This window comes from Limosilactobacillus portuensis (assembly GCF_014838735.1).
In the GTDB taxonomy this organism is placed as follows: domain Bacteria; phylum Bacillota; class Bacilli; order Lactobacillales; family Lactobacillaceae; genus Limosilactobacillus; species Limosilactobacillus portuensis.
This window is the reverse complement of record NZ_JABUXQ010000010.1, coordinates 26,043-51,791: the sequence shown is the minus strand read 5'-3', so window position 1 is coordinate 51,791 and position 25,749 is coordinate 26,043. Positions and strand designations below refer to the sequence as shown.

The window sequence follows — 25,749 nt, the reverse complement described above, 5'->3', positions numbered from 1 at the left end:
GTGACACGGTGTCAATTGAACAACGGAGGAATTACAATGCCAAGCACAACTTTTCTAAATCTAAATGAAGATAAAAAGCAAAAGATCACTCAGTCACTATTGTTGGAGTTTAGTAATCATAGTGTTTCTGAAGCACAAGTTGCACGGATTGTTAAAGAAGCTGGGATTGCTCGTGGGGCTTTTTACAAGTACTTTAATGATTTGCAAGATGCATATACTTATCTTTACCAACAAGCAATGGTTGAAATTCATGAAAAGATCACGAATAGTAATCAAATACTTAGTGCAGAAGAGTACCGGAAACAGATTAAAGAATTTTTAGATGCGGTTAATGGCAGTCCGTATCAAGATTTGATTAGGCTTCATTTTCAAGTAAATGAAAACCTAGTTAAGTCGAGTCACACTATGGCGCCGCAACCAAAAGATAGTCGGGAGTGGGGAGTGATGGTATTAAGCCATGAGGCAATCAAGGAGAGCCTCCAATCTCCAGAGAAAGAAAAACAAATTATTGAACGATGTTATGAAGCAATTCGACTTCTGACAAAGAAAGCGTGATTAAGATGTTTTTAGCAATTAAAGAAATTTTACATGAAAAATTTCGCTATGGCCTAATAATGGCGATGTTTATCTTGATTAGCTATTTAATGCTGATCTTAATGGGATTAATGCTGGGACTAGCGAACGAAAATACGGCAGCAATAAAGTCCTGGGATACTCAGACAGTATTCTTGAATAAGGATAGTAACGATAGTCTTAGCCAATCATTAATTGCAAAGGATCAAATTAAAGGCCTCTCTAAAAATGATGCGCTTGTCGGGGCGGCACCGGTAGTCATTGAAACAACCGATAAAACAAATCGTCATAAGGAAAACATCCAGTTTGTCGGGCTAGCGCGTGATCAATTTATTTATCAAGACCAGTTAGAACTAGTCAGTGGACATCGGGCAAAGAATGATCATCAGATTGTCTTGGATGAGAGTCTGAAAGATAAGGGTTATCGCTTAGGAAAGAAAGTTACTTTAAATTCACTTTCGCAAAAATATGAAGTTGTTGGCTTTGCGAAAAACGCAAAACTAAATATTGCACCAATTGCATATGGCAGCTTAGGGACATGGCGAAAATTAAAGGGAGTAAATAATTCAATTGTTGCTAGTGGTATTTTTAGTGATCAGAAACAAGCAGCTAGTAGGGAACCTAAACTAGCTCACTATCCAGTAAAAGAATTTATTGATAAGTTGCCAGGTTACCGAGCTCAGAATACAACGTTCATCTTTATGATTTCATTTTTAATGGTAATTTCATTGATTATCATTGCCGTTTTCCTCTATATCTTAACAATGCAGAAAATGGCTCATTTTGCTGTCCTTAGGGCTCAAGGAGTTCCTGCCAAGCACTTGATCAGTTCAACGTTAGCTCAGGCAGTAATCTTGGTTCTTGTCGGTGATATTGGAGGAATTATTTTAACTGAACTAACTTCACTGATGTTACCAACCACGGTACCAATCTTGATGAACTGGCCCTTAATCTTAGGATTATCTGCTGTGATGATTGTTTTAGGAATACTTGGTGCGTTATTACCTGTAAGACTAATTCTTAAGATTGATCCAGTTGAGGCACTTAATTAGGGGAGAGAATAATGAAAACAGCCATAAAGTTAGAGAATGTAAATAAGTCTTTCGGCAAGGGAATTGGTAAAGTTCAGGTGTTGAAGGATGTTAATTTTGCGGCCGACCTTGGTGAACTATGTTTAGTTCTTGGGCCTTCTGGTTCTGGCAAAAGTACATTTCTTACGATTGCGGGTGGCCTTCAAACACCGGATAGCGGGAAAGTAATCATTGATGGTCAAGATTTCTTGAGCCTCCCGAGTAAGAAGCGCGATCAATTTCGGCTAAATAAAATTGGCTTTATCCTTCAATCATATAATTTATTACCATACCTAAACATTGCTGACCAATTTAAGCTAGTCCAGCAGGTGAAGGAAGATGGCAATATGGATCAAGAAGAATTCCATAAATTATTAGATGAACTTGGGATTGAAAAATTATTAAAACAGTATCCAGCGGAACTTTCTGGTGGGCAAAATCAACGGGTTGCAATTGCCCGGGCACTCTATACGGAACCACAAATTGTTTTAGCTGACGAACCAACATCTGCTCTTGATAGCGATCGGGTGGAAATGGTTGGAAAACTATTAAAAGAATTAGCTGCTGAGCGAAACAAGGCGGTAATTGTAGTAACTCACGATCTTCGGTTACGTCAATTTGCTGATAAGATTTATCAATTGGAGGATGGTAAACTAAAACGCGAAAAAGTTTACCAATAATTTCCCGGGAAATGATAATAAGATTTAATTTAGAATTATCCAAGGTAATTTTATAAGCGTGGTAACCTTGATATAATCTTTATGTTAATAAGTGTTTAGATAAAACAGTTAAGGAGGAAACTATGGCCTTTCTGGAATTAAAGGATATCCGCAAAGCATATTACCTGGATAAACAGAAATTTCCTGTACTCAAAGGAATTGACCTTTCTTTTGAACGTGGTGAATTTGTTTCAATTCTTGGGGAATCCGGTGGTGGAAAGTCTACTTTAATGAATATCATTGGGGGCTTAGACCGTAATTTTAAGGGGAAAGTAATCGTTGATGGGAAAATAATTGATCACAGTAAGGAGAAGCAGCTAGATAACTATCGGCGCTCTACTGTTGGTTATATTTATCAGTCGTATAACTTGATTTCCCATCTAACAGTTCTTGACAATGTCTTGATTGCTCTTGATATGACAACTCTGGATAAAGCAGCTCGACGAAAGCGGGCATTAGAACTACTTGAGCGAGTTGGACTAGCGGACCAAGTAAATAAACATCCTAATCATTTATCTGGTGGACAAAAGCAACGGGTCGCAATTGCGCGGGCACTAGCTAGTGACCCGCAATTAATCATTGCCGATGAACCGACAGGAGCCCTAGATTCTGAGAATACGAAAGAAGTATTGAACCTTCTGGATGATATTGCAAAAGACGGGAAACTAGTAATTGCCGTTACTCACTCACAAGAAGTAGCAAATCACGGAACCCGAATTGTTCATCTTGCAGACGGAAAAATTGATGGGGACGAAAGGCTTAGACCGGCATACCCGATTCCGGATGATCCAGAACACCTCCAATCGCGGGTTCTTCCGGCAATGGCAAGCTACCGGACCGCGTTTAAGCATTTGATGTATAATTTTTGGCGAAATTCGCTAATAATGCTAGGTACTGCAATTGGGATATTTGCGGTTCTGTTGTTTAGCGGTCTAGGAAATGGGGTAAACGGTTATATTCAGGATCAAATTAACTCACTAGCTAATCCGCGAAGTGTGACGATTTTAAAGAACACGACTGGAAAAAAGATGACGCAGGATCAGTTACAGATGTCGACCCAGAATATGATGGCTGATCCCCAATCAATGTTTATTAAACAGAGTGAGATCAATCGGGTGAAGAAAATTGCCGGAATCTCTTCCGTTGAAAAAGGATATACGATACCAAGTTATCGGTTATCATACAAGGATCTTCAACAAAGTGGCACTTCAATGGATAGTTGGACTAATTCAACTACTACTAGAGGAATTACTAACGGCCATAAGCCGGGTAATGGCGAAATTGTCCTAACTAAGCAACAGGCAATCCAATTAAGTAGTGCTAAGAACTATCGACAATTAATTGGGAAAACGGTTAAGCTTAGTTTTAACTGGGTTGATGATTCGGGGAAGCCTGTGCAAGCAGAGGGGAATGTCAAGGTATCAGGAATTTCTAACGGTACTAGCGTGCGGACTTCGATTAATTCTGCAACTCTAACCAAGATGATTCGGGAAGCTAATGGTAGCGTCCAGCCTAACTTTCTTTCTGTCAATGTTAAGGATCTGAATCAGGTACAGACCGTTGCTGATCGGGTTAATAATTTACGTGACGGTCAGAATAAACGAATTTTAGGTGCAGTAACAGTTGGCTCAATTTTAAAGACTGTTAATACGTATGTTAAATTAGCCTCGACATTACTAGCTGCGATTGCCGGAATTTCATTACTTGTTTCTGCCTTGATGATTATTGTAACGATGTATATGTCGGTTTCAGAGCGAACCAAGGAAATTGGGATCCTAAGAGCACTGGGTGAACGAAAGAAAGACATTCGACGGTTATTTACGTCTGAATCATTATTTATTGGCTTTTTCTCGGCAATCTTAGCATTGATTATTGTTCTTGTTGTTACATTAGCAATTAATCATGGCTTGTACCACTTGATTAAATATAATATTATTCAAATCACTTTTGGTAATATTGCTTTTGCCTTTGCGGTAGCGTTAGTAATATCGTTCTTAGCCGCCTTATTACCAGCACGACGAGCAGCTAACTTAAACCCAATTGATGCGCTTGCGGCGGATTAAAAATCAGAAACAAATAATATTGAATAAGGAGCATAACTAACTAGTCATCGCTGACGGTTAGAATGCTCTTTTTTAGTGGTTAATATACTATTTTAACAAAAATGACTATTTTATGATAAAACTCAAAAAATATTTTTAGGTTATCCGAAAATAGCGGTATAATAAATAATGGAGGTGTTGAGAATGACGACGGTTTATATTCAAGGCAAAAAGAATGCAACTCAAGAATTTAATTGTTCTGACGGTTCCACTGGCGTACTCAAAGTGGAGGATTTAACAACGACACCAACATATTATTTTAAGTTTTATGCACATAGTCACCCAAGCTTTCGGTTAACCGATAGCGATTTTCATGATGGGAAGGAAGTTGTGATTCGGGACATTATGGCGAAAGAGCAGATTGCTTTAAAATTTACTTAGTCTCTATGGGATGAGCCACTAGGTAACCTGCAAGGATAATAAACGGACACCCAAAGTTCAGTCTATCGAACTGTTGGTGTCCGTTTATTATCACATTTTAAAGATTACCGGTGAATTATTTGCTCTGCATGTGAAAGCACATCTGCGATTAGCGTCATTACTTGCGGATCTTCAAGGCGGTAGATAATTGTTTTTCCGTCGCGTCTCTGTTCAACTAAATTAAACTTACGGAGTAGCTGTAGTTGGTGGGATACCCCTGATTGTTCCCACTTCATTCGTTGACTAATTTCCGTTACGCTCATTGAATCTTGAATTAAGAGGTATAGTAATTGTAGTCGTTTCGGATTACCAAGTAACTTAAATAATTGGCTAATCTCCTCTATATCAGCAAAGGCTCTCCCCGTTTGACTAATCATGTAATCACCCTTCTCACTATCTAAACACAGGCCAAAACATATCAATAACATATAACTCTATTATATAACAAATGCGCTTAAGTATGATTGCTTTATCATGCTTAAGCGCATTATTTTAATGATTTAATTATTTGATTAGAGAACGATTCGTTGTCCTGCAACAATTCGGTTTGGATCAGAAATGTTGTTTAAGCGAGCTAAGGTTTCGTAGCTCATTCCGTATCGAGCAGCAATTGCGGAAAGGGTGTCACCAGCTTGGATGGTGTAGGAACCACCGTTGCTTGATGAGCTTGCTGTATAATGATGGCTTGTGTGGCCTGAAGTACCAAGGTTAAGAGTTTGACCAACATAAATTCGGTTTGGATCAGAAATGTTATTTAAGCGGGCCAAAGTTTCGTAGCTCATTCCATACCGGGCAGCGATTGCGGAAAGTGAATCACCACTCTTAACAGTGTAGGATCCAGCAGCTGAAGCAGTGGAGTGGTTAACAACATTTGAAACAGTAGAACCAGAGCTTAATTTTAATACTTGACCAACGTAAATCCGGTTTGGATTAGAAATGTTATTCAAGCGAGCCAGAGTTTCGTAGCTCATTCCGTACCGGGCAGCAATTGCGGAAAGCGAGTCACCAGCCTTGACACTGTAACTGCCTGCTGGAGTAGCATTAGTGGTTGCTTGATGAGCGGAACTAGCTGTATTTGAATTAGCACTTAATTTTAATACCTGACCAACATAAATCCGGTTCGGGTTAGAAATGTTATTCAGATTTGCCAATGATTCATAATTGGTACCAAATTTGTTGGCAATTCCGGAAAGGGTATCACCAGATTGAACGGTATATGTACCGGTAGCACTAGAACTGGTGTTAGTAGTATTACTTGAAGTATTAGTGTTGTTGGTATTAGTCTGTGAGCTGGTTTGTTGCCGAACAAGGAGTCGTTGACCAACATAAATCCGGTTTGGATTACTAATATCGTTTAATGAAGCAAGGTGGTTAACGGTAGTGCTGAAACGGTTGGCAATTCCGGAAAGAGTATCGCCAGATTGAACAGTGTAGTAACCAGTATTGCTTACCCTTGAACTACCGCTATTGTAACTACTGTTATCACCATTATTGTTCTTGTTAGTAACAACCTTACCTGAGAAAGCAACTGAATCAAGTTGGGTCAAGTTATATGTCCGAACAAGGTTAATCAATGAGTTTGCATAGCTCGGGTCGGTTGCGTAACCATCTTGACGAAGCTTGTTAGCAACTGAAACATAATTAGTATCACCGAGTAGGTTCCGGTAACGACTGTTAACATTTAAGAATCGTCCATGATCGGTTACTGATTCAGAGTTATTGGCATATGCCCGGAAGTTAGCATTAACGTAAACGGAACGACCACCGTAGACTTCTCGAGTCCGCATTACTACTGAGTGACCATTGTAAGAACCCTTAATTCCAAAAAGGTTATGAGCGCTAGTTGACAGGCTTGATTGTCCCCAGCCACTTTCAAGGATCGCTTGAGCAACAGTAATGGATGGGAGAACACGGTATTGGTTCCAACCATCAATTGCCCCTTGAGCAACGCTTTGAATGAACTGTTGCGAACGAGAGTTGTTGCTAAAGTGAAGAGAATTTAAATCAACTGAAGATGCCGGAGCTTGAGCTGCATAAGCTGCTGTTGTGTTAGCAGAAGCGGTTGCTGATTGTGGTGCGACTGCAGAACTCGTAGCAGATGCTGGAGTAGAGCTTGCAGAAGAAGCCGAAGCAACAGTGGAGGTAGCAGCACTGGCAGCACTAACTGCAGCACTAGTTACTTTAACATTTGATGCCGCAACAGTTGCAGAAATGACTTCACTGTTATTGCTGGTGTTGGCACTTTGACTAGCAACAGTATCGGCAGCGCTACTGTCAGTATTATTACTATTAGAATTGGTGTTAGCAGTGACTTCGGTGGCGTTGTTGCTAGTTTGTTGTTGCGTCTCATCGGCATGAGCTACAGCACCGGTTGCTGTTAGCAAGGTAACTGCAGTTAAACCAGCGAACATCCACTTTCGACCGCTTTTATACATTTTATAATGAGTTGTCGAATTTGTTAGTTCTGATCGATTCATTTTTCTGACTCCCCCTAGAAAAACCTCTTGGAACTTTATTAACTAATCAAACAATAATTAAAAGGTAATAAAAAGTAAAAGTTTTTAAGAAGTTATTAAGATTTCAAACTAAGTAAAAAATATCATTAATATGTTGAAAGAGCAAGTAATTTTAACATTTATCGTTATTATAAAAACAATGCTTACTTATTCTTATCAATTGAAAGGTATATTTCTAAATATCCGCCATTAATAAACACTATATCACTAGTTGTTTAATTAAAATTATTTTGTTTAATCCCAAAGCCTGATATTAGGATATAATGAAAAACAGTTTGAGAAGGATTGGGGAAGAAGTATGGTAGCTAAACTACAAGATGTTGCTAAATTAGCTGGTGTTTCCGTAACAACTGTGTCACGAGTAATTAACAATTATGGCTCCTTAAGCGAAAAGACCATTAAGAAAGTTCATCAAGCAATGAACCAGTTAAACTATCAGCCAAATGCTCTTGCACGGGCAATGCAAGGGAAACCGTCAAAGTTTATTGGCTTGATTTTCCCTAATCTTACGAACCCGTTCTTTGCTGAATTAGTTAATGAGTTGGAACATCAGCTTTTCTTAAAAGGGTACAAGACAATTATTGCTTCTTCAGCTGAGAATCGCGAAATTGAACATGAGTACTTGAACATGCTTTTTGCTAATCAAGTAGATGGAATTATTTCGGGCTCCCATAACTTAGGAATTGAAGAATATCAGCGACTGACTGCGCCAATCGTTTCTTTCGACCGTTATCTTTCTGACAACATTCCAATTGTTGCGGCTGATAGTTACCGTGGTGGCAAATTAGCTGCTCGGTTTATGATTCAGCATCAGGTGGATCGGTTGGCGGTAATTATTGACGAAGATACATCCGTTTCGCCAACACTAAATCGGTTGCAGGGAGTAGTTGACTATCTGAATGATCAGGAACACAATTTTATAACCTTAACCAAAGAAGAAATTGACCAGACAGACTTTGCTGAACAATTTGATGGTGTAATTGCATCAAATGATGTTCAAGCGCTAAAGATCATTTCACAATATCGGCAAAGAGGTTACCAGGTTAACCGTGACTTCTTTGTTACTGGATATGATGGTTCGCAACTGATTTGCCAAATTGCCCCACAATTACCGACTGTGGTTCAGCCAATCCATGCCCTTGCTGAAAATTTAATTTCAACATTATTTGAACGAATAGCTAACCCGAGAAAGAAGATTGAATCAGTAACATTACCGGTAAAATTTAGGGAATAATCAGTTCACAGTTCTAATGAATAAATTAGAGCTTTTTATACATAAAAGGCCCCTAACATTCAGTTTTCTTGAATGCTAGGGGCCTTGTAATACTAAATTAATCGTTACTGGTGTTGTTGCTTTGCATGAACCGTTCAATTAATTCGGCTTCTTCATCAGTTGCGTTACTGTTACCAGATTTGATATCGTGAATCCGTTCAACAGATAAGTGACTACCAAAAGCAACCTGATTATCGTTCATGTCGTGCTCACGTTCAAATTTGATCAATTCCTGGGCAATTTCGTTCAAATTATCCATGAAATGAATTTCCCCCTTAGTGCTATTTAGCAAAGCTAATATAAGATTAACTAGTCCTATTGTAGAACATTCTTTGATTCGATGCCAAAATTAAGTTTATCATAGATTGCGAGAATGAAATGGAATAAATATTTAAGTTTTGGTGATGTGGGCGGACAATGGTATGATTTTGTGTGATAATCAATATAAGTTAAGTTTATTGAGAAGAAATGGAGAATTAAAATTATGAGTTGGAACTGGCTAGGCTGGTTAATGTGGATTCTTGGAATTGGCTTTTTAGGTTTTGTAATCCATTATATTCGGGTAAAGCAGCTAATGTTAATTGCTAAAACGAAGAAACGGTTTGATGGTAAATTGTTTACCCAGTATGTGGTAATGAGTTTGGTGGCTATTTTATGGTTAGGGAGTTTGGTATATCTCCGCTTTATTCAACCGATTAACTACAATGATCGTCAACAGGTACAGCTATCCACAAAGTACCAACCATTACAATTACATGATCAAGGGAACGATTATTATTATGTTCTTGCTAAGCACAGTACATCAGGGAAGCGACCGATCGTGTCATACACTTACTGGGCTGATAATTCTAAGTACATGGTTAGTTCCCGATTTAGCTCAATTAGTGATGGAGCGCGGCTTATTCCTGTTGAAGCAACGAGCTTACCATGGAATAAGGAAAAACTGCAGAAAATTGATAACGAATCAGGACATGCATTTGCTGCGGTGATGACGGGCCATTACCGTAATACACCGTTAAATGGTCTTAGCTTACGAGCAAATCATGTTGCGTCTAGTTATACTCTGCTTCGGGTGCCACAGGAAAACATGGTAGCTGAACACTAATTAATTATAAGGATTTAATATTGGGATTGAGATTGTATCTCGGTCTCTTTCTTTTTGAGGAGTTCAATAAAAAGTTGTGGGATTAGAAAAAGAACGAATGAAGAAAGAAAAAACGGTTCAATTAAAGTGGGTGGCATTAGCAAGCTTGCTGAATAATACTGGAGCTGCCTTTATCTGGCCGTTAACAACGATGTATGTTAACAAATATTTAGGACAAACGTTAACAACTGCGGGAGTAGTGATGCTCCTGATATCAATTGCAATGATGGCTGGTAATTACATTGGGGGATGGTTGTTTGACCATTGGAGTTCTTATCGAACGGCTTTGCTAGGCGTGACATGTTCGACCATTCCAATTATTCTCCTGATTCTCATTCATGGCTGGCCATGGTATGCAATGCTAATGGTTATTAATAGTTTTGGCGATGGGATTAATATGACAATCGTTAATTCCTACGGGACAGCGGTTGCTAATCATCCGGCACGCTTTGTATTTAACTATATTTACATGGCATTTAATGTGGGAGTAGTGCTGGGGACCCTTCTTGTGGGTGTCTTATTACCGATTAGTGTCGTACTGGTTTTTAGTGTTGCCTCAGCATTCTACCTCGGCCTAACCCTAATGGTACTCTTCACCTTTAATATTGAGGTTAAGAGTATTGGACAGCAACGTTCAAAGTTAGGTCGGCAGAGCAAGGGCCGTTCAAAATTTATTGCCCTAGTATTCTTAATTTTGGTTAATGTAATGACAATCCATATTAGTTATTCGCTTTGGGAAAGTGTTATGGCAGTTCATATGACTAATATGGGGATCCCGTTTTATGCATATAGCTTACTGTGGACACTAAATGGAATCATTATTATTATCGGTCAACCATTAGTTAACAAGTTAAGTCCCTATATGCGGCTTTCAACTCAGATTGTGCTAGGAATTTTAATCTTTGCTAGTTCATTTTTCTTCTTAATCTTTGCCCATAACTTGGTCGAATTTGTAGTTGATTTTGTGATTTTGACAATTGGGGAAACATTGAGCTTTGCAGGATTGCCAGCATGGATTACCCAGTTGACCGGGACTGCTAATGCTGGTCACTACCAAGGCTTATATAATATTGTTATTTCAGTAGGGCGAGCAATTGGACCGCTTTATGGCGGATATATAATTGAACATGGCAATTATCAAGAACTATTTTTCTCGGTTTTTATGCTGATGATTGTTACCTTGACGTTTGTAGGAATAAAATTATTTCATATTCATCAGCAGCAGGCACGGTAAAGGTACAAAAAGTCTGCTAGCTATGGTAAAATCACACATGGATAATTAAGATTAACGATTAATTATAGAGAGACGATTTAATTTACTAGTCGCCCTCTAAGGCACTTTGTCTTAGGAGGGCGCTTTATTTTGAAGGGAGTACCAGTATGGAATACCAAAAACCAAAAGGAACCGCAGATTTACTACCAGGAACGACTAATCTTTGGGAAAAGGTTGAAGAAGTCGCGCGTGAAGTATTTGATCAATTTGGTTATCGCGGTATCCGGACACCAATGTTTGAAGATTACAACGTCTTTTCACGAAATGTTGGTGATACCTCGGACATCGTTGAAAAGGAAATGTACGATTTCCACGATAAGGGTGACCGGCATATTGCCTTACGTCCAGAGGGAACTGCTGGTGTTGTTCGGGCATACGTTGAAAATAAGCTGTATGGTCCTGAATATCCCAAACCATACAAGGTTTATTACATGGGGCCAATGTTTCGCTATGAGCGTCCACAATCAGGACGGCAACGCGAATTTCATCAAATTGGTGTTGAAGCATTAAATAATGAATCACCACAAATTGATGTTGAAGTAATTGCAATGGCAATGCAGCTATTCAAGCGGTTCGGTGTTCCCAATGTGAAGTTAACAATTAATACTTTAGGTGATAAGCAGGTTCGTGAAGATTATCGTGAAGCATTAATTAACTTTCTGAAGCCCCACTACGATGAATTGAGTTCTGATTCTCAAGAGCGGATGTACCGGAACCCTCTTCGTGTTTTGGATAGTAAGGATGCTGGAGACCAAAAGATTGTTGCTCAAGCGCCATCCATTCTGGATTACTTGGATGAAGAATCACAGAATTACTTTGATCAAGTTCAATCCTTGTTAAGGGAACTAGGGATTGATTATGAAATTGATACTAACATGGTTCGGGGCTTAGATTACTACAACCACACAATCTTTGAAATCATGTCCGATTCGCCAGTATTCGGGGGTGGCTACACGACTGTTTGTGCGGGAGGTCGTTACAACGGTCTTATTAGCCAACTTGGTGGTCCTGAAGAAGGGGGAATTGGTTTCGGAATGGGAGTAGAACGGTTGATGCTCCTTCTTCAAGAAGAGAATCCAGAATTTGCTCCTCAAGATCAATTAGATGTCTTCTTTGCTAGTGCAAATGAAGATGGCGATAACCTTGCCTTTAAGATTCTAAATCAAATCCGTGATAAGGGCGTTGTTGCTGATAAAGATTACAGTGGCGTTAAGGTTGGTAAGCAAATTAAAGAAGCTTTCCGCCGTAATGCAAAGTATTTTGCGGTCTTTGGTGAACGTGAGGTTGATGAAGGACAGTTCCAACTAAAAAATGCTGCTACTAAGGACACGATTGATGTTAAGATTGCAGATTTTGTTGCTGAGCCAACAAAATATTTGCGGTAAATAGTAAGGGGCCAGGAAAAACAAAATGTTTTTCCTGGCCCCTTTATCTATAATTAATAATCCTTATTTAAGGCTTACTTTACTTCAACTGGTGTTTCTGGAGTGTTACCTTCTACTAATGCGAGGTTATTATCAAATGCCTTAACTACCATGTTGCGAACTGCGTGAGTAGTGTAGAAGGCAGTATGTGGAGTTACCAATACATTAGGACGGTCAATTAAGTCTTTCAAACGTGCATCTGGGAAGTCTTTACCTTGCCAGTCTTCGTTGAAGATCCCAACTTCGTCTTCGTAAGTATCCATAACGAAACCAAAGAGCTTACCACTATCCAATGCCCGAACAACAGCATCAGTATCTACTAATGCACCACGTGATACGTTAACAAGAACTGCGTCATCCTTCATCTTAGCGATAGTGTCATCGTTAATCATGTTAATAGTATCCTTCAATGCAGGAACATGAAGGGAGACAACATCAGCTTGCTTGTAAAGATCATCAAGTGAGTCTACGTAGTAACCCTTCTTTTCAAGTTCAGGATTCTTGAAGGCATCGTAAGCAATAACCTTTGCGCCGAAGCCTTCCATGATTTGCATGTAAACTTGCCCAATGTGACCAGTTCCGATAACCCCAACAGTTTGGTCACGAACTTCACGACCAATAGTTGGTGCCCAGCGAAGGTCACCCTTAGCGATCTTTTCGTCTAAGACCTTGTCTTGACGAAGAACACGTGCAGTTTGGATTGCGGCATGTTCTGCGATTGCGTTTGGTGAGTAGACTGGAACATTGGTAATTTCAAAGCCAAGTTCCTTGGCCTTATCCATGTCAATGTTATCAACCCCAACGTTCCGCAGTGACATCTTAGTGATTCCTAAGTCTGCCAATGCTTGAAGCGTTTCAGGAGTGTAATCTAATTGTTGGTATACAACGACACCATCAGCACCCTTTGCTAAACTAGCAGTTTCAGGTGTTAATAGCTTATCGGTGAAGTCAACCTCAACTGCAGGATGAGCAGCAGCCCATTCCTTTAAATAAGGTTCTTCATCTTTTCGGATACTAAAAGCAAAAATTTTACTCATAATGGTCCCTCCATTTAAGATAGTTCAAATACAATAGAATCATATTAATTATGAGAACTATTTCACTAATTATCTGAGATAATGCATCTAAAATCAAGCTTATTCAGTGATGTTTTATACATTTAAATTAAAAATGAATATTAATATCACTAATCGTCAACTGGATATGTCCCCATATCACTAGCAACAACTACCCGACCAGCATGTTTTTTACCAGCACTTTTAGTTAAACCAACCTTATTTACAGCAAAGGTAACGGTTGCCGTTGCATTAACGGCAACGCCCATTACTTCTCCAGTATCGGTATTAATACCTGATGGCATATCAACGGCAACCACCACGGCGTCACTATTATTAATAGCCTCAATTGCTGTAGCATAGTTGCCTTCAACAGGACGATCAATGCCGATACCAAACAGGGCATCGACAATCAATGATGCGTCTTTCAGAACATTAAGATCTGAAGTTTGCGGAATTTTATAGTACTGACAAATTCGATCTTGAACTTGGTGTTCATTGGAAGCGTGGTCCGGATTACCAACATTTAGAATAGTGACTTTTACACCGGCAATATTGAGGAGACGGGCGACATCTAGTCCATCTCCGCCGTTATTGCCACTTCCGGCAACCACCACAATGTTTTGTAAATTCAACGGAAACGCATTTAATACCTCATCGCGAACTGCCAATGCTGCGCGTTCCATCAATACTAATGACGGAATGCCAATTGTGTTAATTGTGTATGAATCATAGTGTCGCATTTGTTCAGCGGTAATTGCTTTGTCTGCCATAATGGAAACCTCCTGAATATAAACTACCTTTAGCTTAGCACTTTTTGTTAATTGTGAGCGGGACTAGAGGAGAGTAGAATATGGTTAGGTTAACTTATGGCTGGAGGAAGAGAATAGTGAGTAAAAAAGGAAAGTATGAAGTTCAACGATTTACATGTATTCCGGTTGAGACAGATGATAACGGTCAGTATCAACTGAAAGTAGATCAACAAGGGAACGCCAAGATCCATATTTGGCGAACCGGGAAACATACAAAGGGAAAATATCAACGGCCCGGGCAATTGATGTTAACGGAAAATAATCTGATGGCCGTTATTATTGCCGCTGAACCGATGGCATTTAAGGATCGCCATAGTGAAACGCCACTTCAACGTTTTCTAACGACTTTTGTGGATGATGCGGTTTTGCAGCGAGGGTTGAAGCTATTAAAATAAGTTACTGTTAATGCCAAACATACTAGCGATGGTTACAACTAAAGCAATAATTACCCACCAATAACGAGCAAGAAATTCCCAAACATTGGTAATTGGTTGCCGACGCCAGGAATTTTGTCGTGAATTTTCTTTGAGGTGGGCGTCGATCATTTTATTAATTGAAGATTGACTAGTTATAGGTTCTTTTGCAAGGACTAGTTTGTCCAGACTGACATTTAAGAGTTGGGCTATTTCAACAAGACAAACAATGTCAGGGAGAGCGGTACCATTTTCCCACTTAGAAACTGCTTGTCGGGAAACGTTTAGTTGTTCAGCAAGTTGAGATTGTGATAAGTTGTTACTTTCGCGAAGCTTAGTTAATTGACTTGAGAATTGAATTGCCATTTGTGAAAATCCTTTCTTGAGTTAATTTTGATAATATTATTACTTGATATTTATAAAATGAGCAAGAACTTCGGACGAAAAAACCGCAACTACCAGGAATTGCTTGTTAACTGGTAGTTGCGGTTACTAATATTCCGCCTATTTACTTGGAATAATGCAATTTATTAGAGAATTTGAATTAGATGCTGTTTAGGACGTTTAGAGACAGGTTTGATTGCACCAATATTTTCAAGGTCTTTAATTGCTAGATGGTCTTGATTTCATTTGAATTTCTTCTAAACTGATCAGCTAAGTTTTGTATTTTTGGTAATGGTAAGTAAAAGATCGGATATTTACTTGTTTGAGTCCCATCTCGATAGTTGAGGAGGGGGGGGAAAGTAATGTTTTCTGACTAGTATAGCCGTTTAATCTGGCTTGGTATTCTTTTTCAAGAGCAGTTGTTAAATCTTCTGTTTTATCTTTTATGTAATACTTATATTTGGAGAATGGTAGGTATCTCATTACAAACTCTCCTTTCTTAATGCTAAAAAATAGTATTTTAGTGTAATTGTTCTTAAGCTTTAACATAATAACCCCCGAAAATCGATTTTCGGGGGTTATTGTTGCTTTAAAAGGATATCTAAATGCTAAAAAGCCATTTTTTGCGTTTATCTTTAGAGCATTAAGGAGATTATGTTAATTTTCGCTTTTTTTAACTGAGTGAACCTTAACTCCCAAATCAGATGCGAGCTTGTTTGCAAGGATTACAGCTTGATTATGTTCTTCATCCTTGGCACCATAAAGAAGAATGACATTTTGTGATTTTAATTCTTCTTGAACAATTGCACGAAGGGTATTGTAGTAAGAAGGCGCGTTTGCAATTTCATTCAGGTAACGTTCCTTAAATTCTGGAAAACGGGCAACATCATGACCATACCATTTTCGTAAATCACTGCTCGGGGCAACTTCTTTCATCCAGCGATCAAGATGTGCCTTTTCTTTTGAGATCCCACGGGGCCAAATACGGTCAACAAGGATTCGGTAGCCATCGAGGTCGGCAGGCTTTGTATAAATTCTTTCTAACTTTAATTCCATAATAGTGAATCCCCTTCTAATTAGTGATACTTTTAGAATAGTACAAGTTGAGGAGGAATCAAGGATGCTAACAAATTATCAACAGTTTTTTACCGGTCGTCCCACAGAAAAGATTGCCCGATCACTATTGGGAAAACAGATTACTTATACTAACGCTGATGGGATAACAACTGGTGGATTAATTGTAGAAACAGAAGCCTATCTTGGCGAAAATGATTCCGCTTCACATGCATATAATGGTCGACGAACGAATTATTCCGAATCACTTTATGGTAACCCGGGAAATATTTATCTTTATCAAATTAGGGGCCATTATTGCTTTGACGTGGTTGTTCAGGATGCCGAAGAGCCTCAGGGAGTCCTTATTCGGGGACTAGAACCGACTGTTAATCAAGAACAAATGATAATTAATCGAGGAATGAGTGGCTTTAATCTTAGTAACGGTCCTGCAAAGCTAGTTCAAGCACTCGGAATTCATTCACGAGAATTGGATGGTCAGCCATTAGAAACCAGTCCCTTAACGATTGAGCTTACTACCGGTCGAAAACCACGTGAGATTATAACGACAAGTCGGATTGGAGTAAATTTAAATGGCAAGGATGGTCGGAAGCCATACCGCTTTTATGTTAAGGGAAACCCTTATGTTTCTGGTCTGCGGAAACGTGAAATGAACTTAAAAGATCATGGATGGGAGGAATAAAAATGGCCCTGACATATCAACAGCTCCTAATTACGGTCCCGTTAGTTTTACGCGCTGGAAATGTTCCTAGCATTGTGGGTGAAGCCGGGTTAGGAAAGTCCGCCTTAGTAGGGGAAGTTGCTAAGAAGATGGACGCCAAACTATATACTACCGTGGTTAGTTTAAGTGAAAAGGGAGATCTTGCAATTCCTGTCCCACCACTGACTAGTGACTCCTTTGTTGAAACGAAGGATTATGGTCGCTTAGCAAATGTTCAGTTTGGTTACTCTGAAACACTGGTGTCAATCGTGCGCTATGCTGAAGAGAATCCCAACCGGGAAATTATTTGGTTTCTGGATGAGTTTAATCGGGGCTCACAGTCTGTTCAGAGTGAGCTGATGAATTTGGTTCTCCAACGGCAAATTAACAGTTTGCGACTTCCAGAAACGGTAAGAATTGTAATTGCCGAAAATCCAGATAACACAATGGAAGGGTTTGAAAATAGTGAGTATGCAGTTTCAACTGGTGACGCGGCGATTAAGGATCGGACTGTTCGTCTAGTGATGGCTAGTTCGACTGATGAATGGCTTGAGTGGGCAAAAAAGCCTCGCGGACGGGCGAAGCGTTCTCAAATTAATCCGTTGGTAATTGAATACTTAACACAGTACCCGAGTCGTCTAATTCAACCACACCAATTTGGCTCTGATTTAACACCAACGCCAAGAGCTTGGGAGCGAGTTTCACGGAACCTGGACCAGTTACAAAAACTTTCTGGAAAAGTACAAGAACAACTAGCACCTGACTTATTTAGCGGTGATTTGGGAACTGAGATTGGGGTTTCATTTGCTGAATTTGTTCAGGCACGCGGGGTTCGCTTAAAGGTAAGCGATATGATAAATCAAGCCGGACTCGAAGCCGACTTCCAACAATTAGAAGAAGCTGATAAGTTATCGCTTTTACGTGAATGGGTTAGGAAATATCCAGAGACGTTAGCACAGAATAGCGGGGCAGCTAATTTTAGTTCGTACCTAACCGATATTAGTCCGGACGGCCAATATTCACTTATTCGGCAAGTTGGTGAAGACGATGAATTGTTAAATAAAATGTATAATACCGCTAAAGAAAATCCTGCCGGTGCGGTGGCAGAATTATACGAAACTGGTGCTCAAATAGCGACTTACGGAGATCGGGGCGAATGAATCAACTAGCAAAAATGCTTGAGCAATTAAGAGGAAACACTTCAGATTATGAAATAACTCAGCGTGTTCTTACTCAAGCGATTATTCAGGTTCTCCAGAGTCAGCGGATTCTTGGCGAAATTCTTCTACAAGTTCCGCGCCGGGTTGTTCAGGAACAAGATGCAATTCTGGGTCTCTTTTGGCAAAAAGATCAAATTGAGTTAAGAGTAGTCCCTCAAAAATTAGCCGAGTTACGAAGTGATGAAGTAGTAATTTTATTAGAACACGAAGCCCTTCATTTACTATGGCAACATCCGTTACGTTATGCTAATTCTCCTACGCCGGAACTAGTTCAATTGGCAACGGATATCGCAGTTAACCAATATTTACCAGAAGTTCCCCGTGAAACAATGACGTTAGAGAAACTGCAACGGTATTTACATCACCGAATTTTATCACACCAGGATTCGAGCAGTTATCTTCGTTTATTAAAGAACCTGTCAGATCAAGATAAGCAGAAATTACAACGAAAAAAAGAACGGGGAACAGGCAAAAATACTCAAGCGAAACCTTCTCAGGTAATTCAGGAAACACATCAGGGATGGCAATTAGGTAATGCTCAACCTGCTTTTGGAATTCAACAATTACGGTTAGCGCAGTTAAAGAAGATCTTACACCAGGCGTATATGAATACTCCAAAAAAGGATCGTGGATTATTACCAGGTGATATTTTAACAACATTATTGAAACCTCAAATAAATAATCGGTTTAATTGGCAACAATTAATCAGCCGTCAAGTGGGAACGTTAGCTGCAGGAAGAGAGGAAGCAGCATACCGGTTCAATCGACGACAACCCTGGCGGATGGAACTTCCGGGATCGGTTAGTCGACTGGTTCCCCGAGTTTTAGTCTTTGTTGATAATTCTGGTTCAGTGACTGATGATGAGCTGGAAAAGCTATTAAGCCAGATTAGTTATTTGGCGAATAGCGATCACCTTCCAGTAGAAGTTTACCCGTTTGATGCACGTGTTCATTCTGAGCATTATCAACGTGTTGAAAATGGCAAGCGGGTTATTTTTCACCGAGTTGGTGGCGGAGGGACAAGTTTCCAATGCATATTTGATTTTCTCCATGATCGTCAGATTAATCCAACAAATTCATTAGTAGTAATCATGACTGATGGATGGGGTGAACAAAAGATTAATCCATACAATTTTCATCAAGTGGATTGGTTAGTAACTGGATCAGTTACAGACTTGTCACTTCAACGTCCGGTCGGGCGAATTCTTAGCTTAAAGAAGGGAATAAAATGACTGAATTATTAAAGCCGACAGTAATGAAACAGATCCTAACTCATTCAAAAGAATACCAGCGGGCAGTTAAGCTCCTGAACGTTGATTGGGATTTAGGAAATCAAATGCTTTTTCGGGATCGGGTAATGGCTGCAGACGTAATTTTAGCTCGTCAGTTGCAACATCATCGCCTAGTAATTGGAAATGTTAATCTCGATGATTATCAAGCGGTTGGTCAATTATTAAGTCAGCATTCCCAATGGTTCAGCGGGGCTGCGCGGTTCGAGCTCTTAAAGCCCTTTGATGGATAACGAATAATTAAAAATAGTATAATAAATGTATGATTAATAAGGAGGATGAAGAGGGTGACAGTAAATGAACAAGAAATAAAAAATGACTTATATGAAGCGGTTAACGGGGAATGGTTAAAGACCGCTAAAATTCCTGATGATAAGCCAGCAACTGGGGGCTTTAATGATCTTGTTGACGAGATTGATAAGCAACTTATGGATGATCTAGATGCTTATGCAGAAGGAAAAGAAAAAAGTGATGATTCCCGCTTTAACGAGATGGTCAAACTATACCGGTTAGCTAAAAAATTTGATTTTCGCAAAAAGGTTGGTCCACGTCCCCTTAAGCGGATGCTTACAAGTATTGAAGAACTAAAGTCATATGATGAATACCAGGGTCAATGGCGGAATTGGATTATGGCGGGGATGCCGTCACCAGTTGTTTTTGATATTGATGCTGATATGAAGAATGCAACTGTTTATGCTCTATTTGCTTCTGCTCCTTCATTGATCTTGCCAGATAAAAGCTATTATGAAAACGATAAGAAAGAGCAGCACGATCAATTATTAAAACTATGGTCATCAATGGTTGCCACCTTGATGGACAAGTTGGGTTATAGCAAAGAGGAAGCTGCTAAACACATTGAAAATGCTAAGAAATTTGATGCCTTACTTGCACCAAATGTCAAGAGTGCAGAGGAAGCAGCAGATTATAGTAAAATGTATAATCCGCAAACCGTCGAAGAATTAGCAAGTTCAACTGACCAGCTTGACTTGGCAGAGGTGATTAAACGGCTCATTGGTACTACTCCTGAAAAGGTCATTGTAACTGAACCAGAATACTTTAAGGCACTTAATGGAATTTTAACGGATCACTTTGAATTGTTTAAGAGCTGGGCATTAATTAACGTTATTCGAGCTAACGCAAGCTATCTTGATGATGAGATGCGGGAGATTAACGGCCGGTATAGTCGGGCGCTTTCCGGGAGTAAAAAGCCGATTAACCAACGGAAATTTGCTTATTACTTGGCACGAGATGTCTTTAGCCAAGTAATGGGTGACCATTACGGGAAAAAATACTTTGGCCCTCAAGCCAAAGAAGATGTTCATCATATGGTTGAGCAGATGATCAAGGTATACAAGGGCCGACTAGCTAACAATGACTGGTTAAGCAAGGCTACCCGTGATAAGGCGATCTTAAAGTTAGATAAGTTAGGTATTCAGGTCGGCTACCCAGATAAGATTCCAGCACTTTACGATCAAATTAAAATTGATGAGGGTGAGTCATTGATTGCGAACCTCAATCAAGCTAACATTGTCGCAAATCGCGAGATGTTTAGTCGGTGGAACAAGCCTGTTGACCGGATGCGTTGGGAAATGAGTGCGGCAACCGTAAACGCATATTACCACCCGTTTAAGAATATTATCGTCTTTCCGGCCGCAATCTTGCAGGCACCATTCTATTCACTAAAGCAAAGTAGTAGTGAGAATTATGGTGGAATTGGTGCGGTAATTGCTCACGAAATCTCGCACGCCTTTGATAATAACGGGGCACTTTTTGATGAATTAGGGAATCTCAATAACTGGTGGACAGAAGAAGATTCCGCCCATTTCAAGCAGTTGGCCCAAAAGATGATTAAAGAATTTGATGGAATTGAATTCGCTGGTCAGAAGGTTAACGGGAAGCTGACTGTTTCCGAAAACATTGCTGATGCCGGTGGCTTGAGTTGTGCCTTGGAGGCTGCTAAACAAGAGGACGATTTCGATGCTAAGAAATTCTTTATTAACTGGGCAACGATCTGGCGAATGAAGGCTACTAAACAATATGAACAATTGTTACTTTCCATTGACGTTCACGCTCCACAAAAACTCCGGGCTAATATCCAAGCCGAAAACCTCGATGACTTCTACTCCGCTTTCAACATCCAACCCAACGATCCGATGTTCAAAGCTCCCGAAGATCGGGTGAATATTTGGTGAGTGTGTGAGCCGTGACGGATTAGCTACTGCGCCTTGGTAATGTTGCATTAGAATTGCTAGCTCTAGCAAGTTCCTGGCGAGCACGTTTTAGCTATGCTGCAGTAGGACTGATTGCGGTCGTGTTAGCAATGCTACACTTCTAAAGTAAGTTCATAAAAAGTTCCACTTGTCTTGTATGAGTAGACAAGCGGAACTTTTTTGTTGCCATGATCCTTAGCGTGACATTTAACGCACTTTTGGTTATCTTGGTATCAAGAATTATTTCCCGGGAAATTAATTTGATATCGGTGGAGGTTAAATTATAAATGAATTTTGCTCAAAAAATGAAATCTTATCGACAGAAGAATAACTGGACGCAGCAAGAGGTTGCTGAAAGACTAAATGTTTCACGAAAAACAATTTCCAGTTGGGAAAATAGCCGAAGTTATCCTGATGTTTTTATGCTGGTTCAAGTTAGTGACCTCTATCGTGTAAGTTTAGATGATTTATTACGGGAGGATCACGAAATGATTGATAACTATAAACAAGAACATGAAATAAACAAAAAAGAACGGCGGACCTTTATCTTTAGTTACATTATTAATGTTATTATGTCAGTAATTTTATTAGCAAAGCCTGTGATAATGGGTAACTTAACTCTGCGAAAGTTTACGTGGGTATTAGTATTAGCGCTAATTTTCAACACGGTTGTTCTTCTAAAGTATATTGACTGGAAAAGGTTGAAGATGAAGTACGGATTCTATATTTGTTGGCTTGTCTTGGCTGTGATGCAATTTGAGCTAACTGCTTCGTCACTTTCAGTAATGCCAGGAGATATCCATAACTATTTAGGATATGTTTCTGGAAGAATTACGGGATATATTTTATTCGGCTTTTGCGTTACCGCTACAATTTGGCTATATCCGCAATTTAAATCCAAAATTGAACAATAGGAATCGACAGAGGAATTAAATCTTTGAAAGAGGGGATTTAGTTCCTCTTAAGTTCTATAATAAAAAATATCAGGACAGGAGGGAGAAAAATGCACCAACTTAAAGCAATCCAAGGAGATATCACTCAGGTCCACGTGGATGCGATTGTCAACGCTGCTAATACGACATTACTTGGTGGCGGTGGGGTTGATGGGGCAATCCATCGGGCTGCTGGACCAGGACTGTATGCCGCTTGCTTACAATTTCATGGCTGTCCAACCGGTGAGGCGCGGATTACACATGGCTTTCGTCTACCAGCAAAGTATGTTATCCATACTCCAGGACCAAGTTGGCATGGTGGCAATAATGGTGAAGATAAATTATTAGCTAATTCATACCGAAACAGTTTGCAGCTTGCTGAAGAAAATGATTGTCATACGGTAGCATTTCCCTCGATTAGTACTGGAGTGTATGCCTTTCCTTTAGCTCGGGCTGCCCATATTGCCATCACAACAATCCGTGACTTTCTTAAAACAAGTCAGGTTGTTGCTGAAGTTGAAATGGTTTGTTTTGATCCAACCACCTATGCAGCTTACCAAAGAGAAATCAAAGAAGAATAGTAAAAATAAACTTCAAGAACTTAATTGCGAAGCTCTTGAAGTTTATTTTTTAAAATCGTTTTCTTCTAAACGCTAAGTATCCTAGTCCTGAAATCAAAACGATATAGCAACAAGTTCCCCAGAAGAGTTGGCTGTTGGAAAGCATAGAAGTGGGGTGATAGGATGCGTAGTTATAATATTGAGTTGTGAGATTAGTCATGTTAAGGGGATTCCACTTGAGAATTTGATCGATTCCCAAGTTAGCGTTTAGTAAACTTGCAGAAAAGCCCCTCCCCATAAAAATGATAATTGCGTTAATCGCAATAACAATTGCATCGGAGTTGATCAGACAAGAGAAGAGACACAGTAAGCTGATAATTAACGTTGAAGTTATGATGTCAATACCAGTCGTCGCTAGCATGTTTACTACTAGTGGCTGATGATATTTATAAATACTTGTCCACGATACTGGTGCATTGAGAAGCGGAACAATATTTAAAAGAACGGTAAAGATAATTGCTAAAAGGTGAAGGGCTACATTATAGATAAAGAGTGCAATGTACTTTGCCATAAAGGTTGCTAGCTTGCTCGATGAATGATAAATCAGTGCAAGGATCGTATTGTTTTGAAATTCTGTTGAAAAAATAGTTGATCCAAGGATGACAAGAATTAGCATAATAATGTCGCTGGAATTGTAGCAGGTCATCACGAGCAAATTGGAATAGTCTCTTCCCATTGCTAATCCCATAATAATCATTAAACCGATCATTATCACGGGCATCCACCAAGTGAGTTTGCGGTGACTGAGTTTATAAAGTTCACGATGTAATTCGGGATACATACTTGTCCCTCCCCTATTTTTGGTAGTTTTTGAAGGCCCACAATCCCAAAATAATGAATAGTAGGGTATAGCAACCATTACCGAGAAGTAATTCAAAATTACTGAGATGGGTAATTTTAATTGTACTTTGATTAGATAGTTGAACAATGATGTTAATCATATTGAGTGGGTTCCACGCCCATAATTGTTTCGGAAGGATATTCATTAATAGCCCAGAAAAGTTAGCTCCCAAAAAATCGACTGCGAGACCGATAATGATGACAATTGAATTTGACTTTAACAGGATAACCAAAAGTAGTGAGAGCGAAATGGTAAACATTAGGTAGATAAAGGCGCCTAGAAAGTTATATCCTAACGCGACGATCAGGGGATAACCATGAAAACTAGCAGACCACGAATAGTTATTTCCTAGAAACAGCATCAAAATCAGTGAGCAAATAAAACCAGCTAATAACAAAGTAATCCCATAAACCACTAGAGTAATCAATTTAGCAAGGTAAATGGTAAATTGATGGTTACTTCTAAAAAGAAGCGTGACCATTGTATTATTACGATATTCCATTGAAATAAAGTCGGCACTAACAGCGACCATGATGATTGTGCACCATTGAATAGCTCCGAATCCTTGAGTGATTAAGAAAGGGTTAACCTTGTATGAAGGAATACTGCTGTAAAGCATTAGGGCAATCATAACAAGAAAGCCATAAAGAGGAGTTCGCTGGTGAGTGAATTTATAAATTTCTCGTGATAAACTATTTCCCATTTGAATTCTCCCGCCTTTCTTTAAGGACAGTAATGATTTTCTTTTCGAAAGATGGGACGTTAGGAACAAGCTCCCGTAACCAGATCTGGTTTTCGAATAGTATTTGCTGGATTTGAGAGAGTGCGTCCTTATTAACAATTAGTCCAGCAGAGGTAGGAATCACGGTAATGGAATTAGCAGTTAATAACTTAATGGCGGTTTGATTGTCAGTGGTCACCAAGCGATATTGCTGACTGTCTCTTTCTTGGAATTGGGAAACTGGAACATCCATAATGATATGTCCCTGGTTTAAAATGATTACGGAAGTCATTACCTTTTGCAGTTCGCTTAAAACATGGCTTGAAATAAGAAATGCGGTTCCCTTGTGTGCATACTCGTGAATTATTTTTCTAATAAGAATAGTGGTTTCGATGTCTAAACCATTCATTGGTTCATCTAAGATCACAAACTGGGGATGGTTAAGCAGGGCTAATGCGATCCCTAATTTTTGTTTCATCCCAATTGAATAGCTTTTAGCTTGGCGCTGAATGTAAGAATTCATTTGTAGCTTAGTAATTAACTCTGCGACCTCGTCCTTATCAGTTGAATAGAGGGAGAGATTATCCTTTCCGCTTAAAAATGGGTAAATTGCAGGGTTCTCGATCAAGGCGCCAACGTTTTGTAGCGCCTTGTGATTATTGGCAGTAATGGGCTGATTGTTAAAAGAAATCGATCCAGTGAATTTTGTTAGACCCAGAAGAGTTTTCATAATGGTTGTTTTACCTGCGCCGTTCGGTCCGATTAATCCCACGATTTCACCCGGCTTGATACTAAATGAAGCATTCTCGATTATCTGCTTACGACCATAGAAAATATTAAGATTCTTCACGGTTAGCATTGAATCATCTCCCCAATAAGTTGAATTCACCTTAATTCTATATGGGGGGGGTTCATTAATCAATAGGTGAACAAACTAAAAACTCTTAGTACGCTGAATCTGGCA

General features: G+C 39.4%; 28 protein-coding genes. 17 read left to right on the top strand and 11 right to left on the bottom strand.

Features of this window, described 5'->3' with window-relative positions; all coding sequences use genetic code 11:
* Positions 1-36 precede the first annotated feature (36 nt).
* From HUK49_RS04640 to HUK49_RS04620, 5 genes are all read left to right on the top strand, one after another.
* A complete protein-coding gene (locus HUK49_RS04640) occupies positions 37-555 on the top strand; it encodes a TetR/AcrR family transcriptional regulator (RefSeq protein WP_191912837.1) in 519 nt (172 codons plus the stop codon).
* A 5-nt stretch (positions 556-560) separates the two neighbouring features.
* Positions 561-1,625 carry an ABC transporter permease gene (locus tag HUK49_RS04635; RefSeq protein WP_191912850.1) on the top strand — a complete coding sequence of 355 codons (1,065 nt, stop codon included), beginning with the start codon at positions 561-563 and terminating at the stop codon, positions 1,623-1,625.
* An 11-nt stretch (positions 1,626-1,636) separates the two neighbouring features.
* The gene (locus tag HUK49_RS04630; RefSeq protein ID WP_191912836.1) at positions 1,637-2,323 is read left to right on the top strand and encodes an ABC transporter ATP-binding protein; all 687 of its coding nucleotides are present in this window, start codon (positions 1,637-1,639) and stop codon (positions 2,321-2,323) included.
* Positions 2,324-2,445: 122 nt separating this feature from the next.
* Positions 2,446-4,425, top strand: a complete 1,980-nt coding sequence (locus HUK49_RS04625) for an ABC transporter ATP-binding protein/permease (protein WP_191912835.1) — start codon at positions 2,446-2,448, stop codon at positions 4,423-4,425.
* A 183-nt stretch (positions 4,426-4,608) separates the two neighbouring features.
* A complete protein-coding gene (locus HUK49_RS04620; RefSeq protein WP_191912834.1) occupies positions 4,609-4,845 on the top strand; it encodes a hypothetical protein in 237 nt (78 codons plus the stop codon).
* Positions 4,846-4,949: 104 nt separating this feature from the next.
* On the opposite strand, the gene HUK49_RS04615 is transcribed toward HUK49_RS04620, so the two are convergent.
* Both HUK49_RS04615 and HUK49_RS04610 read right to left on the bottom strand, forming a co-directional pair.
* Positions 4,950-5,261: an ArsR/SmtB family transcription factor gene (locus HUK49_RS04615; protein ID WP_040530638.1), complete on the bottom strand. Its 312-nt coding sequence runs from the start codon at positions 5,259-5,261 to the stop codon at positions 4,950-4,952.
* A 135-nt stretch (positions 5,262-5,396) separates the two neighbouring features.
* The gene (locus tag HUK49_RS04610; RefSeq protein WP_191912833.1) at positions 5,397-7,361 is read right to left on the bottom strand and encodes a LysM peptidoglycan-binding domain-containing protein; all 1,965 of its coding nucleotides are present in this window, start codon (positions 7,359-7,361) and stop codon (positions 5,397-5,399) included.
* Between the two features lie 337 nt (positions 7,362-7,698).
* Here HUK49_RS04610 and HUK49_RS04605 point away from each other — a divergent pair, with 337 nt between their 5' ends.
* Positions 7,699-8,634, top strand: coding sequence for a LacI family DNA-binding transcriptional regulator (locus tag HUK49_RS04605; protein ID WP_191912832.1), 936 nt, complete (start codon positions 7,699-7,701; stop codon positions 8,632-8,634).
* A 97-nt stretch (positions 8,635-8,731) separates the two neighbouring features.
* Here HUK49_RS04605 and HUK49_RS04600 read toward each other — a convergent pair whose 3' ends face one another.
* Positions 8,732-8,932 (bottom strand): LBP_cg2779 family protein, encoded by a 201-nt coding sequence (locus HUK49_RS04600; protein ID WP_003716400.1) that lies wholly within the window; start codon positions 8,930-8,932, stop codon positions 8,732-8,734.
* A gap of 225 nt (positions 8,933-9,157) precedes the next feature.
* Between HUK49_RS04600 and HUK49_RS04595 the strand changes: the two genes are divergently transcribed.
* From HUK49_RS04595 to hisS, 3 genes are all read left to right on the top strand, one after another.
* Positions 9,158-9,778 carry an LVIS_2131 family protein gene (locus HUK49_RS04595; protein ID WP_102167939.1) on the top strand — a complete coding sequence of 207 codons (621 nt, stop codon included), beginning with the start codon at positions 9,158-9,160 and terminating at the stop codon, positions 9,776-9,778.
* Positions 9,779-9,875: 97 nt separating this feature from the next.
* Entirely contained in the window at positions 9,876-11,051 is a 1,176-nt protein-coding gene (locus HUK49_RS04590; protein ID WP_191912849.1) for an MFS transporter, read from the top strand.
* Positions 11,052-11,197: 146 nt separating this feature from the next.
* A complete protein-coding gene (gene hisS, locus HUK49_RS04585) occupies positions 11,198-12,475 on the top strand; it encodes a histidine--tRNA ligase (RefSeq protein WP_191912831.1) in 1,278 nt (425 codons plus the stop codon).
* A gap of 74 nt (positions 12,476-12,549) precedes the next feature.
* Here hisS and HUK49_RS04580 read toward each other — a convergent pair whose 3' ends face one another.
* Both HUK49_RS04580 and HUK49_RS04575 read right to left on the bottom strand, forming a co-directional pair.
* A complete protein-coding gene (locus HUK49_RS04580; protein WP_148444419.1) occupies positions 12,550-13,551 on the bottom strand; it encodes a D-2-hydroxyacid dehydrogenase in 1,002 nt (333 codons plus the stop codon).
* A 149-nt stretch (positions 13,552-13,700) separates the two neighbouring features.
* Positions 13,701-14,342 (bottom strand): NAD(P)H-hydrate epimerase, encoded by a 642-nt coding sequence (locus HUK49_RS04575; RefSeq protein ID WP_191912830.1) that lies wholly within the window; start codon positions 14,340-14,342, stop codon positions 13,701-13,703.
* Between the two features lie 116 nt (positions 14,343-14,458).
* Between HUK49_RS04575 and HUK49_RS04570 the strand changes: the two genes are divergently transcribed.
* Complete coding sequence (locus tag HUK49_RS04570; protein WP_102167936.1) at positions 14,459-14,776, top strand: DUF7671 family protein; 318 nt, start codon at positions 14,459-14,461, stop codon at positions 14,774-14,776.
* On the opposite strand, the gene HUK49_RS04565 is transcribed toward HUK49_RS04570, so the two are convergent.
* From HUK49_RS04565 to HUK49_RS04555, 3 genes are all read right to left on the bottom strand, one after another.
* The gene (locus HUK49_RS04565; RefSeq protein ID WP_191912829.1) at positions 14,768-15,160 is read right to left on the bottom strand and encodes a helix-turn-helix transcriptional regulator; all 393 of its coding nucleotides are present in this window, start codon (positions 15,158-15,160) and stop codon (positions 14,768-14,770) included. The two genes, HUK49_RS04570 and HUK49_RS04565, sit on opposite strands and share 9 nt — an antisense overlap.
* A 288-nt stretch (positions 15,161-15,448) precedes the next feature.
* On the bottom strand, positions 15,449-15,661 hold the full coding sequence (locus tag HUK49_RS04560; RefSeq protein ID WP_191912828.1) for a hypothetical protein: 213 nt from the start codon (positions 15,659-15,661) through the stop codon (positions 15,449-15,451).
* A gap of 174 nt (positions 15,662-15,835) precedes the next feature.
* Positions 15,836-16,234: a DUF488 domain-containing protein gene (locus HUK49_RS04555; protein WP_102167935.1), complete on the bottom strand. Its 399-nt coding sequence runs from the start codon at positions 16,232-16,234 to the stop codon at positions 15,836-15,838.
* Positions 16,235-16,298: 64 nt separating this feature from the next.
* On the opposite strand from HUK49_RS04555, the gene HUK49_RS04550 reads away from it, so the two are divergent.
* From HUK49_RS04550 to HUK49_RS04520, 7 genes are all read left to right on the top strand, one after another.
* Positions 16,299-16,934, top strand: a complete 636-nt coding sequence (locus HUK49_RS04550) for a DNA-3-methyladenine glycosylase (protein ID WP_191912827.1) — start codon at positions 16,299-16,301, stop codon at positions 16,932-16,934.
* Positions 16,935-16,936: 2 nt separating this feature from the next.
* Positions 16,937-18,112 (top strand): P-loop NTPase family protein, encoded by a 1,176-nt coding sequence (locus HUK49_RS04545; RefSeq protein ID WP_191912826.1) that lies wholly within the window; start codon positions 16,937-16,939, stop codon positions 18,110-18,112.
* Positions 18,109-19,404 (top strand): vWA domain-containing protein, encoded by a 1,296-nt coding sequence (locus HUK49_RS04540; RefSeq protein ID WP_191912825.1) that lies wholly within the window; start codon positions 18,109-18,111, stop codon positions 19,402-19,404. The genes HUK49_RS04545 and HUK49_RS04540 overlap by 4 nt, the downstream gene beginning before the upstream one ends.
* The gene (locus HUK49_RS04535; RefSeq protein WP_191912824.1) at positions 19,401-19,694 is read left to right on the top strand and encodes a hypothetical protein; all 294 of its coding nucleotides are present in this window, start codon (positions 19,401-19,403) and stop codon (positions 19,692-19,694) included. Before HUK49_RS04540 ends, HUK49_RS04535 begins: the two co-directional genes overlap by 4 nt.
* Before the next feature lie 45 nt (positions 19,695-19,739).
* Positions 19,740-21,653: a M13 family metallopeptidase gene (locus HUK49_RS04530; protein WP_206705620.1), complete on the top strand. Its 1,914-nt coding sequence runs from the start codon at positions 19,740-19,742 to the stop codon at positions 21,651-21,653.
* A 305-nt stretch (positions 21,654-21,958) separates the two neighbouring features.
* Positions 21,959-22,585 carry a helix-turn-helix domain-containing protein gene (locus HUK49_RS04525; RefSeq protein ID WP_191912822.1) on the top strand — a complete coding sequence of 209 codons (627 nt, stop codon included), beginning with the start codon at positions 21,959-21,961 and terminating at the stop codon, positions 22,583-22,585.
* An 89-nt stretch (positions 22,586-22,674) separates the two neighbouring features.
* Complete coding sequence (locus tag HUK49_RS04520) at positions 22,675-23,184, top strand: O-acetyl-ADP-ribose deacetylase (protein ID WP_191912821.1); 510 nt, start codon at positions 22,675-22,677, stop codon at positions 23,182-23,184.
* Positions 23,185-23,233: 49 nt separating this feature from the next.
* Here HUK49_RS04520 and HUK49_RS04515 read toward each other — a convergent pair whose 3' ends face one another.
* Genes HUK49_RS04515 through HUK49_RS04505 form a run of 3 tightly spaced genes read right to left on the bottom strand, consistent with a single transcriptional unit; the run spans position 23,234 to position 25,644 of the window.
* Positions 23,234-24,004 (bottom strand): ABC transporter permease, encoded by a 771-nt coding sequence (locus HUK49_RS04515; RefSeq protein WP_191912820.1) that lies wholly within the window; start codon positions 24,002-24,004, stop codon positions 23,234-23,236.
* Positions 24,005-24,017: 13 nt separating this feature from the next.
* Complete coding sequence (locus tag HUK49_RS04510; protein WP_191912819.1) at positions 24,018-24,767, bottom strand: ABC transporter permease; 750 nt, start codon at positions 24,765-24,767, stop codon at positions 24,018-24,020.
* Positions 24,757-25,644: an ABC transporter ATP-binding protein gene (locus HUK49_RS04505; protein ID WP_191912818.1), complete on the bottom strand. Its 888-nt coding sequence runs from the start codon at positions 25,642-25,644 to the stop codon at positions 24,757-24,759. Before HUK49_RS04505 ends, HUK49_RS04510 begins: the two co-directional genes overlap by 11 nt.
* Positions 25,645-25,749 lie beyond the last annotated feature (105 nt).